14 protein-coding genes are annotated in these 12,290 nt (G+C 65.3%); 9 read left to right on the plus strand and 5 right to left on the minus strand.

What is annotated here, in order from left to right; genetic code table 11:
• The first annotated feature begins 15 nt into the window (after positions 1–15).
• Both Q8T13_07250 and Q8T13_07255 read left to right on the plus strand, forming a co-directional pair.
• The gene (locus Q8T13_07250; GenBank protein ID MDP3717542.1) at positions 16–552 is read left to right on the plus strand and encodes a mismatch-specific DNA-glycosylase; all 537 of its coding nucleotides are present in this window, start codon (positions 16–18) and stop codon (positions 550–552) included.
• Between the two features lie 43 nt (positions 553–595).
• Positions 596–1,681 carry a histone deacetylase family protein gene (locus Q8T13_07255; protein ID MDP3717543.1) on the plus strand — a complete coding sequence of 362 codons (1,086 nt, stop codon included), beginning with the start codon at positions 596–598 and terminating at the stop codon, positions 1,679–1,681.
• A 16-nt stretch (positions 1,682–1,697) separates the two neighbouring features.
• Here the strand turns inward: Q8T13_07255 and Q8T13_07260 are convergent, their stop codons facing one another.
• Positions 1,698–2,219: a dihydrofolate reductase family protein gene (locus Q8T13_07260; protein MDP3717544.1), complete on the minus strand. Its 522-nt coding sequence runs from the start codon at positions 2,217–2,219 to the stop codon at positions 1,698–1,700.
• Between the two features lie 72 nt (positions 2,220–2,291).
• Between Q8T13_07260 and Q8T13_07265 the strand changes: the two genes are divergently transcribed.
• Both Q8T13_07265 and Q8T13_07270 read left to right on the plus strand, forming a co-directional pair.
• On the plus strand, positions 2,292–2,963 hold the full coding sequence (locus Q8T13_07265) for a helix-turn-helix transcriptional regulator (GenBank protein MDP3717545.1): 672 nt from the start codon (positions 2,292–2,294) through the stop codon (positions 2,961–2,963).
• Positions 2,960–3,517 (plus strand): DUF6036 family nucleotidyltransferase, encoded by a 558-nt coding sequence (locus Q8T13_07270; GenBank protein MDP3717546.1) that lies wholly within the window; start codon positions 2,960–2,962, stop codon positions 3,515–3,517. The genes Q8T13_07265 and Q8T13_07270 overlap by 4 nt, the downstream gene beginning before the upstream one ends.
• Before the next feature lies 1 nt (position 3,518).
• Here the strand turns inward: Q8T13_07270 and Q8T13_07275 are convergent, their stop codons facing one another.
• Positions 3,519–3,890, minus strand: a complete 372-nt coding sequence (locus tag Q8T13_07275) for a hypothetical protein (GenBank protein MDP3717547.1) — start codon at positions 3,888–3,890, stop codon at positions 3,519–3,521.
• Between the two features lie 172 nt (positions 3,891–4,062).
• Between Q8T13_07275 and Q8T13_07280 the strand changes: the two genes are divergently transcribed.
• The 3 genes from Q8T13_07280 to Q8T13_07290 are packed head-to-tail and all read left to right on the plus strand — an operon-like array spanning position 4,063 to position 8,331.
• Positions 4,063–5,121, plus strand: coding sequence for a hypothetical protein (locus Q8T13_07280; protein MDP3717548.1), 1,059 nt, complete (start codon positions 4,063–4,065; stop codon positions 5,119–5,121).
• Between the two features lie 2 nt (positions 5,122–5,123).
• On the plus strand, positions 5,124–6,722 hold the full coding sequence (locus Q8T13_07285; protein MDP3717549.1) for a serine hydrolase domain-containing protein: 1,599 nt from the start codon (positions 5,124–5,126) through the stop codon (positions 6,720–6,722).
• Between the two features lie 49 nt (positions 6,723–6,771).
• Positions 6,772–8,331 carry an amidase family protein gene (locus Q8T13_07290; protein MDP3717550.1) on the plus strand — a complete coding sequence of 520 codons (1,560 nt, stop codon included), beginning with the start codon at positions 6,772–6,774 and terminating at the stop codon, positions 8,329–8,331.
• Positions 8,332–8,381: 50 nt separating this feature from the next.
• Here Q8T13_07290 and Q8T13_07295 read toward each other — a convergent pair whose 3' ends face one another.
• Positions 8,382–8,924 (minus strand): hypothetical protein, encoded by a 543-nt coding sequence (locus tag Q8T13_07295; GenBank protein ID MDP3717551.1) that lies wholly within the window; start codon positions 8,922–8,924, stop codon positions 8,382–8,384.
• Between the two features lie 75 nt (positions 8,925–8,999).
• Between Q8T13_07295 and mutM the strand changes: the two genes are divergently transcribed.
• Positions 9,000–9,812, plus strand: a complete 813-nt coding sequence (mutM, locus tag Q8T13_07300) for a bifunctional DNA-formamidopyrimidine glycosylase/DNA-(apurinic or apyrimidinic site) lyase (protein MDP3717552.1) — start codon at positions 9,000–9,002, stop codon at positions 9,810–9,812.
• Positions 9,813–9,815: 3 nt separating this feature from the next.
• Here the strand turns inward: mutM and surE are convergent, their stop codons facing one another.
• Positions 9,816–10,637 (minus strand): 5'/3'-nucleotidase SurE, encoded by an 822-nt coding sequence (gene surE / locus Q8T13_07305; GenBank protein ID MDP3717553.1) that lies wholly within the window; start codon positions 10,635–10,637, stop codon positions 9,816–9,818.
• 60 nt (positions 10,638–10,697) lie between these two features.
• On the opposite strand from surE, the gene Q8T13_07310 reads away from it, so the two are divergent.
• The gene (locus tag Q8T13_07310; GenBank protein MDP3717554.1) at positions 10,698–11,564 is read left to right on the plus strand and encodes a diacylglycerol kinase family protein; all 867 of its coding nucleotides are present in this window, start codon (positions 10,698–10,700) and stop codon (positions 11,562–11,564) included.
• 48 nt (positions 11,565–11,612) lie between these two features.
• Here Q8T13_07310 and Q8T13_07315 read toward each other — a convergent pair whose 3' ends face one another.
• Positions 11,613–12,278, minus strand: a complete 666-nt coding sequence (locus Q8T13_07315; GenBank protein MDP3717555.1) for a hypothetical protein — start codon at positions 12,276–12,278, stop codon at positions 11,613–11,615.
• Positions 12,279–12,290: the final 12 nt, after the last annotated feature.

A 12,290-nucleotide genomic window follows, 5' to 3' on the forward strand; every position in this document is an offset into this window, starting at 1 on the left:
AATCGTCCTTAGACTATGCGCGAGGATTTCAGTTCGTTCCCGCCCCTGCGCGACCGCATCCAGCCCGGTGTCCAGGTCCTGTTTGTTGGCATTAACCCAGGCGTGCGTTCGGCACTGAGCGGCCATCACTTCGCCGGCCCCTCGAACCGGTTCTGGAAGTTGCTGTTCGAGTCGCGGCTGGTGCCCGAGCGCATCACCTTTGAAGACGATGACCGACTGCCGGAGTTTGGTTACGGCATCACCAACATCGTGCCGAGGGCGACGCCGAGTATCAGCACGCTCGGGCCGGCGGAGTATGTGGACGGACGGCTGCGGCTGCGGCGCAAGGTGCTGCGCTTCAAGCCGCCCGTCATTGCGATGGTCGGGGTGACGGTGTTCCGGGCGATGTTTCCGGAGCGCAAGGACAAGGTGACGCTCGGGCCACAGCCGGAACGCATTGGCGACACCGAAGTGTTCGTGCTGCCCAACCCGAGCGGGCGCAACGCGAATTTCACGTACGCGGAGATGCTCGCGGCCTTCCGGGCACTACGCAAGAGGGTCAACAGGAGATAAGGAGGTCAAGAGACAAAGACTTCAATAGAATTTGGCGATGTCAATGCGAGCGTTCTATCACCCGCGGCAGTCGGTTCACGATCCGCAGCAGTTCATGCGCTACGGCCGGATGGTGCCGGCGAAAGACTTGCCGGCCAGGGTGGACGCGCTACTCGGCGCGCTGCGCGCGATGGGAGTGGAACCGGAGGCGCCGAAAGGCGATCACGTGGATGCGCGCCTGGCGGTGCACACCGCCGGCTTCCTGGCGTACCTGGAGACCGCCTGGGACCATTGGCGCACGCTGCCGGAACACGGTCCAGAGGTGTGGCCCAACACGTTTCCCTATTGGAGCGGACGCCCGGAAGAGCGCGCGCGTCCAGACTGCCCGGCCGAAAGCATTGTCGCGCGCACCGGATGGTACTTGGGCGACCTGTCGGTGGCGCTCGGACCGAACAGCTGGGAGTCAATCCGCGAATCGTGCAACACCGCGGTGTCCGCAGCCGATGCCGTGGCCGCGTCGCAAGGCCTGGTCTACGCGCTGTGCCGGCCATCGGGACATCACGCGCGAGCCGATCGCGCGTCGGGGTTCTGTTTCCTGAATAACACCGCGGTGGCAGCGCAGCGGCTTCGCTCGGCATTCAACCGCGTCGCCATTCTCGACGTCGATGCCCATCACGGCGACGGCACGCAGCAGATCTTCTACTCCCGGGCCGACGTGCTGACGGTGTCGATCCACGCCGACCCAAAGAATTACTATCCGTTCTTCACCGGCTATACCGGCGAGACGGGTATCGGCGAAGGCGAGGGCTTCAACCTTAACCTGCCACTCGCCCATGGCTCGACCGGCGGCACCATGATGACGGCGGTGGACACCGCCTGCGCACGTATCCAGCAGTTCGGCGCGGAGGCGCTGGTCGTGGCGCTTGGCTTCGATGCACACGCCCGTGATCCCATTGGCGTGCTGAAGCTCGAGGCCGGGGACTTCGGTGCCATCGGCCGCCGTGTGCGCGAGCTGCAACTACCGACCCTGGTAGTCCAGGAAGGCGGCTACGCCATCGACGTGCTGGGCGATTGCCTGACGGCTTGGCTAAGGGGGAGCAAGCAAGTAACAGGAGATCAAGAGATAAGGAGAAACCGGGTTTACTTCTGATCTCCTGATCTCCTGTTTATCCGTTCACGACGTCGTACTCGACGAACAACGTGCCGCTCTGCTTATAGAGACGCTGCGACTTGAGCTTCAGGCTCAGTTGCGGTCCCGGCGTGGCCATCATCGGCAGGCCCTTGCCAAGCACCACCGGGATGATCGCCACGTCGATGCCGTCGAGCAGTCCCGCCGCGGCCAGCTCGCGGCACAGGTCGCCACCACCCCACAGCCACAGCGGCTTGCCCGATCCCGATGCCTTGAGCGCGCGGACGTGGCTGACGGCGTCATGCGCGAAGGTTACGCCGTTGCGCTCGCCCTCAGGCAACGTCCGCGAGTAGACATAGGTTGGCAGCGCCGGACCAGGCGAGCCGCCGGTGGCCTGGAACACTTCGTAGGAGCGACGGCCCATGACCAGTCCGCCGAAGCCGGCATAGAGCGCCTCGAAGTCGATCTCTGGGTCCACGACGATCCAGTCGAACTCGCCGCTGGGACCGGCAATGTAGCCGTCGAGGCTCGAGGCGACGGAGTATCTGAGCTGTAGCATAGGCATAAGCTACTGCATTCAAACAGTTTATGCGACACACTCTCATTATAACATCCAATGTTATAATGCCTCATGACCGGCCTGCAGCTAAAGGCATCCCGCGAGCAGCGCCAATGGAACCAGCAACAACTGGCCGAGCAGTTGGGCGTCTCGCAGGCCTATGTGTCGCTTCTGGAGCGCGGTCGACGGCCACTGCCTCCGGACCTCGTGGACCGGTTGGCATGTTGTCTCGACCTGCCGGCCACGGCGCTGCCGCTTCGCGCCGGCAAACCACTTGATAGCGCCAGTGCCACGCAAGCGGTTGGAACGCTGGGCTACGACGGGTTCGCTTATTTGCGCGATCGCCAGCCGGCCAATCCCGCCGAGGTTCTGTTGCGAGCACTCGGGGCCGACCATCTCGATGCGCGAGTGGTGGAGTCGCTGCCGTGGCTGGTGCGCACGTACGCCAACCTCGATTGGGATTGGGTGGTGTCTCGCGCGAAGCAGGCGGACCTGCAGAACCGGCTCGGCTTCGTGGTTTCGGTGGCTCGGGGCCTCGCGGAAGCCGCGCGCGAGGTCCAGACGACGGCAGTGCTGCGGACGCTTGAAGCGCGTCTCGAAAACTCCCGCCTTCAGAAACAGGATGCGTTTGGCCGGTCCTCAATGACCAACGCCGAAGAGCGCTGGCTGCAACAGCACAGCTCTCCGGAAGCCAAGCATTGGAACATGCTCAGCACGCTGACCGCTCGCACGCCACAGCCATGACCACCGGCGGCTTGCGCGAACCCTGGCGATCATTCCTGCTCGAGGTTGATCAGCGGCTCGGAGGTCCGACCGAGCTGCACTGCCTCGGCGGCTTCGTCCTTGCGGAACGCCATGGACTGCTCCGCCCCACCGCCGACGTCGACATCATCGAGGCCCGAGGCACCACCGATCTTCGCACCCTGCAAGACATCGGCGGCAAGGGAAGTGAGCTGGCTCGCCGCCACCAGGTCTTCCTCGACATCGTTACCGTGGCGACCGTGCCAGAAGACTATGAGCAGCGACTGGTGGACATCCCATTCGGCGAGTTGAAACACCTCCGCCTCAGGGCGTTCGAGCGGCACGATCTGGTCCTGGCCAAGCTGGCACGTAATGCCGATCACGACCGCGACGACGTGAAACATCTCGCGCTGGGACCCGGATTGGACTGTAACCTTCTGCGAGAGCGGTACCAGACGGAGCTTCGCTTCCAGTTCGGCAATGTCGTCGCTGCCGACCTGACGCTTGAACTATGGCTCGCGATGATCACCGAAGTTCAAGGCCTGCGGCCGCGTTGATCTACGGAGCGACCAGCTTCACGATCAACTGCTCGTTCTCGTAGTACAGCCCGTTATCCACAGGTACGAGGAACCGCGTTGGCCACCGCCCGGTCGGGTCGTACTGGTGGGGACGGCCCGTCGCATGGCTCCACAGCACCTGCTTACTGGCCAAATCGATCGCGTGCACCATGGACGAATTCGCGGGCTGGCCTACGTTCTGCACGAACATGACGCCCCCGGCCGCCATCAGGACGATGTTGCCGACGTCCGACGGGGCGGGCAGGGCCATCTGGAATACGGGCTTGCCGGATCCGCGATCGAAGCCGAGAGATCCGCCGCGGAGGCGGTGTAGTGACGCTGCCGGTGACGGTGCGGCCGTGGCCTCAGCCACGAGTTCGCCATTCTTTCGACCCGTTCGCTGACCGAGAATCGGTCGTTGACTCCGAAGGAGGGATGGCGAATACTGCGCGCCGTCCTCCGGTTGGCCCAGTGTGCCGCTCTGGTGACGGCGCGCGCACCAACCAGCGTTTCTGTCAGCTCTAAACTCTTGGTTGGGGGTAGCGATGACGCATCGTCACTTTCGCACGCTCAGCGTTGTCTTCGTGATCACCTTGCTGCTGGCCAATGCAACGGCCTGCAGCGGGCCCGAATCGCGTTCACACGCACCGACCGCGCCATCGAGCACGGCGCCCGCGGCGGCCAGTGCAAGCGGCGCTGCCGGGAGCAGCGCCCCAGCCGGAGTGATCCCCGAGCCCGGCGGGTCGCGCCTGCCTTCAGAGGTTTCGGGACCGACCGCCGTGAGCTTTCCGCCGCGGACGGAGGCCCTGTTCTTTAGAACGGCACTCGAGGCTAAGTATCGCGACGGACTGCGACGTTCATCGGTCCTGACGTATGTCGATCAGGAAGGCACGGTGGTGTGGGTGCAAGAGTACCTCCGCTACCGCGTCAACTTGTGTTCGCATGTCGACGCCATCACGCGGGTCTTCCAGCAGATCGAAGGGTTTGGGGTTCAGCCGGTGTGTGGGAGTACTAACACCGCCACGTTCCCCAGCCGCCAGCAGCCGCTAGATTTCATGGTCCAGTTGGAGGCCAAGTACCGAGACGGGCTCCGGCGACCCTCCGCGCCGACGTTTGTGGACGTGGAAGGCAACGTCATCTGGGTGCAGGAATATTTCCGCTACCGCGTATCCGGATGTGACCATTCCACTTCGCAACAGAAGGTGTTCGATCAGATTGACGGACGTGGCGTTGCGGCGAATTGCACGCCGGTTGCCCCGCCGCCTGCGCCCACGCCTGCGCCATCACCGGGAGGAGGAGTCTTCACGCTGTCAGTCTCGATCTCGCAATGTTCGTGTGTGGTCGGCGCGATCCAGGTGCGCGCGAATGGGGCCGTCCTTGGACAGATGGCCTGCCCACAGACCCAATCTTTCTCCGTGTCGAGCGGTGCGTCCGTCACGATTTGTGATAACACGGGCTGCTGGGGTTCGGCATTCACGATGACGGGAAACCGATCCGTGAATCTGAACTGCGGCTCCGCTGCGACCAGTTCCCAAGGTGACGGTCCGTTCGTCTGGCTTGGAGGCGAAGGCGACGGACAACGAATACTGGTCAAATCACGATAAGCATGAGCGCACGCATTCGTCGGTCTCTAGCCCTTACTGCCCTGGTCGTGGTCGCGTCGCAGGGTGCGGGCCGCCTGTCGGCCCAGGTTGCCACCGCGACGGCGGTGGCCAATCCGCCGGCGGTGTTTGCCGATCCCAGCCGTCGGGCGAAGCTCGCGACGGCCTTCCCCGAGATCGACAAGGTCGTCGCGGAGTTCATGGCGCGCGCGCACGTGCCCGGCGCCGCCTGGGGCATCGTCATCGACGGCGAACTGGCGCACATTGGCGTGGCGGGCTACCGGGATCTGACGACCAAGTCGCCGGTGACCCGCGACTCGGTGTTCCGCATTGCTTCAATGTCGAAGAGCTTTGCCGCCATGGCGATTCTCGCGCTCCGAGACGAGGGCAAGCTGTCGCTCGATGACCTGGCCGAGAAGCACGTCCCCGAGCTCAAGAACCTGCACTACCCCACCTCCGACTCGCCGCGCATCCGCGTGCGCGACCTGATGTCACACGCCGCCGGCTTTCCTGAAGACAACCCGTGGGGCGATCAACAACTGGACGCCACCGAGGAAGCGTTCACGCGGATGATGCAGCAGGGCATCCCGTTCTCGAACCCGCCGGGCGTGGCCTACGAGTACGCCAACTACGGCTTCGCCATTCTCGGCCGCATTGTCACCAACGTCTCGGGCCAGCCGTATCGGCAGTACCTGAGCGACAAGATCCTGAAGCCGATGGGCATGACTTCGACAACCCTCGAGCCCAGGGCGGTGGCGGCCGATCGTATGGCGCTCGGCTATCGCTGGGAAGACGAGCAGTGGAAGCTCGAACCGGCGCTCGCCGACGGCGCCTTCGGCGTGATGGGCGGCATGCTGACGTCGATCTCGGACTTGACCAAGTACGTCGGTGCGCTGCTGGCCGCGTATCCGCCGCGCGACGGCGCCGAGACCGGACCCATCAGCCGGGCGTCGCTGCGCGAGATGCAGCAGATCTGGCGCTCGCGCCCATCGATCGTGACGCGCACCGCCGCTGGGGCGCCCAACCTGAACTCGGGCGGCTACGGCTACGGCCTCGGCATCACCCAGTCGTGCGAGTTCGACCAGATCGTCGCGCACAGCGGCGGCCTGCCCGGCTACGGATCGATGATGCGCTGGCTGCCGAGCTACGGCGTGGGCGTGATCGCATTCGGCAATGTCACCTACACGGGCTGGGGCGGCGTGGTGACGCAGGCCTTCGAATTGATGAACAAGACCGGCGCCCTGCAGCCGCGCATGCCGCAGCCGTCTCCCACGCTGGTGCAGTCGCGCGACGCGGTCTCGCGGCTGATCATGGACTGGGACGACAAGCTGGCCGACGACATGGCCGCCATGAACCTGTACCGGGATAGCGCGAAAGAGCGGCGACAGAAGCAGATTGCCGACCTGCGCGCCAAGGTCGGCACGTGCACCGCGCCCACCTCGTTCGACACGGTCGAGAACTGGCTGCGCGGGCAGTGGACCATGAAGTGCGAGCGTGGCGACCTGAATGTGTCGATCACGCTGGCGCCGACCATGCCGCCCAAGGTTCAATACCTGGATGTCAGGATGGCAGAGCCTCGACCATCGGCCACGGCCTGTCGATAGGCAAGGTGCCAGGGTGCCAAGGTGCCAAGGTGCTGAGATAGGATTGCGCATGCGATTCAGACGTTTCATCCTCGTCTCTGCGCTTGTTGTCGTCTCGCTCGCCACGCCTCGTGCGCAGACGCGGTCGTTTGAATTGACGACGGCGAGCATTGCCGATATTCAGGCGGCAGTGGATGCGGGCAAGCTGACCTACGAGGGCCTCGTCGGCCTGTATCTCAAGCGCATCGAGGCGTACGACAAGCAGGGCCCGCGGCTGAACGCCATCATCACCATCAACCCGCGAGCCGTGGAGATTGCCCGGGAGCTCGATGCCGAGCGCAAGGCCAAGGGCCGCCGCGGACCCTTGCACGGCATCCCCATCGTCGCCAAGGACAACATCGACACCGCCGACATGGCAACCACCGGCGGCAATGAAGTGTTCGCCGGCAGCCGTCCCGCCCTCGACGCGACGGTGATCGAAAAGCTGCGGACGGCCGGCGCCATCATCATCGCGAAAACCAACATGGACGAGATGGCGCAGTCGGTGCGCGGCTTCAGCACCGTCGGCGGGCAGATCCTGAATCCCTACAACCTGGCGAAGAACCCCGGCGGATCGAGCGGCGGCACCGGTGTCGCCGTCGCCGCGTCGTTCGCCACCGTCGGCCTGGGCACCGAAACTGGCGTGTCGGTGCGCAGCCCGGCGGCCAATAGCGCTCTGGTCGGCGTGGTGCCGTCACGCGGCCTGGTCAGCCGTGCCGGCGTGCTCCCCATCTCGTTTACGCAGGACCGCGTCGGTGTGCACGCCAAGACGACCGCCGATGCGGCGGTGGTGCTGAGCGTGATTCGCGGCTTCGACGCCGACGACCTGGCCACCAGCGAGAGCCTTGAACACCAGGTGGCCGATCTCACTTCGCTGCCGGCCAACAGCCTGCGCGGCGTGCGCGTGGGCGTCTTGCGCGACCTGTTCCGCAAGGATCCCGAGGTCGAGGCCGGCAACGCGATCATCAACAAGCAGCTCGCCGTGCTGACCGCCGCCGGCGCCATCGTCATCGACGGTCTGTCAACCGGCACCGACCTGATCGGCCTGATGCCGTCGCTGCGCGTGAACAGCTTCGAGCTGCGCGCATCGTTCGACAGCTACTTGAAGCGCCGCGGACCAAGCCCCGTCAAGTCGTTTGCCGAACTCTTTAGCACCGGCAGGTGGCTGAAGGGGGGCGTGCTCGAGGCGCGCTTCAACGACACCATGAAGGCCGGCGACCTCAACACCAACGCCGACTACCAAGCGCGGCTGCTCAACCAAAAGATGATGCGGCAGGAGCTAATCGGCTTGATGGATCGCTACGGCGTCGCCGCGCTGGTCTATCCCATGAAGCCACTCGGCGCGCCCGCGGTGGGTGTGTCAGACGATGGGCTGAGGGATAACAACCTGGTGTCAACGGCGGGCATGCCGGCGATCGTGGTGCCGGCGGGATGGGATGCCGAGGGCCTGCCGCTGGCGCTCGAGATCATGGGCCGGCCGTTCAGCGATGCGACGCTGCTGAAGATCGCGCACGGCTACGAACAGGCGAGCAAGAACCGGCTCTCGCCAAAGACAGTGCCCGCGCTCGCGGGCGAGACCATTCAGTACTAACAGGAGGTCAAGAGATAAGGAGTTAACTCTTTAACTTCTTATCTCCTGTTCTATTGGGGCACGTGTGTCTTCATGCGGCTGATGTCGCAGCCGGCCGGTAGCCGGTCTTTATCGGGCAGCACATTGCCCAGGTAACAGCCGGGGATGAAGTAGAGCGTCCTGCTGCCGGTCGGCACCACCACGGGCGCGGCGGGTACTTCGACTCGCACGTAGATGATCTCTGGAACCGGCGGCGGTGGTGGCGGTGGTGCCGGCGGCGGCACTGGCGGCGGTTCGGCACCCGGTGCGACGGCAGGCGCCATGACGTAGGGCACGCCGTACGCGTAGCCAATTCCATACGTCGGGTACACGGGTCGTCCCGGACGCCGTCGCTCGCGAGGGTTGTGAATGGGCTGCGCGGGACGCGGGCCGCGCTCCCACGCCGGCGGATCCTGCCTCTCCCACGCGGGCGCCGGCACGGTCCACTCCCAGGGTTTTTGATACGGCACGGTCATCGGCAGCCCGATCGCGGGCAGTGGCAAGCCGATGCTCCCCTGGGCGCTGGCCGACAGCGGAAGTCCGAGAACGATCAGTAGAACGCACACGTAACGCATGTCAGAACCCCGCCGCCAGGTGGCATCGCAGACTGACGGGACACACCCATTGTAAGCACAGTCTAGAATTGCTGCGTGCCCGAGCTGCCTGAAGTCGAAACCGTCCGCCGAATGCTCGAGCCGGCCCTGCATCGCGCGAAGTTCAGGCGCGTGATTCTCAATCGACCCAACCTTCGCATCCCATTTCCCGACCGGTTTGCCGAGCGGTTGCGCGGCACCACCGTCGAAGCCGTGCTGCGGCGCGGCAAGTACCTGGTCGTGGCGCTGTCGTCCGGCGAGAGCCTGATCATGCACCTGGGCATGTCGGGATGGTTCCACGTCGCGCCAATCGGCGACCGCACGCGTGAGGCCGATGCGCACGACCACGTGGTGTTCGTGATGTCGTCGGGCCAGAGCGTGGTGTTCAACGACCCGCGGCGGTTTGGCTTCATGGATCTCGCGCCGGTCGCGGACGACTACCCCTCGCTGAAGGCGATGGGTCCCGAGCCCTTGTCACCCACCTTTACCGCCGCCTCGCTGGCGCGCGCGTGCCGCGGCAAGAGAATTCCCATCAAGGTCACGCTACTGGATCAGCGCATCGTTGGCGGCCTTGGGAACATCTATGCGAGCGAAGCGCTGCACCACGCGCGGCTGTCCCCGCTGCGCAAGGCCTCGAGCATCGCGACCATCACCGGCAAGCCGCGCAAGCAAGCGGAGCAACTGGCCGCCTCGATCAAGGCCGTGCTGACGAACGCGATTCGCCGCTCGGAATCACCGTACCGAGCGGGACGGTTCCGCGTCTACGAACGGGCCGGCGAGCCGTGCCTGCGCAAGGGATGTGGCGGAACGATCCGGCAGCTCACCCAGGCGGCGCGATCGACCTACTACTGCCCGGTCTGCCAGCGCTGACGCTCACGACACGCGCGGCAGCACCGGCGCCTCGTCCAACTCGACTTCTTTCACGGCTTCAGGCGACGACCTCGGCGGCGACACCTCGGCCGCCAGGCTTTCATCCATCGGCCGCTGCTCGCGGCTTTCCGTCAGCTGCACCTCGTCCGTGAGGTCGAGCCGCAGCGGCGTCATCGAGACCCACCGTTGCTCGATCGCCCACCGGTCGGTGCCTTCGTCGGCGCCTTCGAGCGGCTTCACGCTGAACCAGAACAACTCGCGGCCCAGCGGATCCTTCGTCGGCACGATCAGCCCGTCGTATTGCCGCACCGACACGCGGGTCCAGATGATGCCGCGCGGATCCTTCGGCAGGTTGACGTTGACGAGGGACAGCTCGTGCGCCGGCGCTAACACCTCGAGCACGCGGCGCATCCACGGTTTCAGCGTCGTGAAGTCATCGATGCCCGACGGGGCGCTGAACGCGATGCCGCGCAGGCCAAGCAGGGCCGCCTGTTTCGCGGCGGCCAGGGTCCCTGAATGCCAGATCGAGTTGCCGATGTTAAGGCCGAGATTGCAACCCGACACCACCAGGTCAACCTTTTCCCATTGATGGGCGCCGAGCGCAACACAGTCGGCCGGCGTGCCGTTGACGCGAAACGCGGGGAACCCGTGAATGGGCGTTTGTCGGTACGACAGCGGACGGCTGGCGGTAATGGCGTGGCCCATCCCGGATTGCTCGACGTTGGGCGCCACAATGCGAACCGAGCCAAACTCGGCTGCGACTTCCGCCAGCGCGGCAATGCCCGGGCTGTAGATACCATCGTCATTGCACACGAGGATTCTCATTGCACGGGTAAATGCAAGAGACCGGCCAGCGGCACGGGATGTGCTAGAAAGCTGGCGCGCATGAACGTCTGTCTCTTCTGGAACCCACACGCCGGCGAGGGCCTCTCCATGGACGAGGTGACCGCCATGATCGGTGACGCGGGTCATTCAGTCGCTCGCGTGATCAGGCACCCGTCGGAACTGCAACTCACGTCGCATGCAAGCGTGGATGCAGTCGTGGCGGCCGGCGGCGATGGCACGGTGGCGATCGCGGCGAGGGCCCTTGCGGGTGGCCAGGTGCCGCTGTGCGTGCTTGCGCTCGGCACCGCGAACAATATTGCCGACAGTCTCAACCTTCGCGGACAGCCACGGCAGGTGATCGCGGCGTGGGCCGGACAGCAAGTGGTCCGCATCGACGCCGGCATCATCCAGGACGCCGCTGGCGAAACTCCGTTCTTCGAGAGCGTCGGCGCCGGTCTCGTCGCAACCGCGATCGGACGTGCGAACACGGCCGTCGACCCCAACGCTGACGTCGCCACCCAGCTTCAGCAAGCGCGCGACATGTACGTGGAGCTGATCGATGACCTCGAGCCGCGCCGGCATGAGATCAACATCGATGGCACGTTGATCGCCGGCGACTACTTGTTGGTGGAAGTGCTGAACATGCCCTCGGTCGGGCCCAACATCCGCCTGACGCCCGAGGTCAACCCCGCCGACGGCCTGCTGTCGCTCGTGGTCGCCACCGAGGCCGATCGCCCAGGCCTGCGGGCCTATCTGCAGTCGCGGGCCACCGGCGAACCGTGCGATGCCGGGCTCAAGTCCTGGCGCGGCACCAGGATCACGATCGCCGGGCTCGCGCGGTATCACGTCGACGACGAGCTGAGAACAGCCAACGACCGTGCGGTCACCATTGGGGTCAAACGAGACTACCTGCCGGTAGTGGCCTAAGCCACCGCTTAGCCGCGGGCTGTTCGCTGGAGTGCAATTCGGGTCTGACTAGCGGTGGTGGCGGCGCGCGAGCGCCAGGCCGTTCAGGCCGTAGTCGTCGCGGCGGCCGAGGCCAAGCTCCACGCGAACTTCGTTTTCGCGTTGGATGGCGCATGCCTCGGTGGCGCGCTGGCCCGGCGCAGGGTCGGCGCACCGGCCCGACATGTGGCCCTTTAGCAGATACGGCAGCGCGTGCCCGTACACCTCGTGCGCGAGAATGCGGTCGAGGTCGGCGTCGAGGTCGAACATCCGTCCATTTCGCGCGTGCAGCACTTCGAGCAACTCCACGTTGACGACCACGACGACGAGGTCAACGGTGTCGTTCTCGCCGGGAATAGGCTGGACCTCGGCGAGCACCCGGTCGTCGAACGGCTTGGCCGGCCCACCGGCGGAGTCGGCGACGCGCACCTGGTCGGGCGTGACGAGCAGCGCACGGCGGCCGGTCGCGGCCAGGTCGTCGATGGCCTGTCGCCACGCGGCGCTGCCGGCATGCAGCCGGAGCACACTGGCCACCAACGCCGGATGGCTGGCGTGAATGATCCTGGCGTCAGCAGCGGGCTTCGTTTTCGGGAGCTGCGACTTGGCGAGCTGGGTCTGGGCGAAGGCGCTAGTCGAGTAACCGGCAATCAGAATTGCCGCGACCGCACACGAGGCGAACCACCGCGACTGGCTCACGTCCATACAACA

The sequence above is a fragment of the Acidobacteriota bacterium genome (assembly GCA_030697165.1).
Classification (GTDB): Bacteria; Acidobacteriota; Vicinamibacteria; order Vicinamibacterales; family UBA2999; genus 12-FULL-67-14b.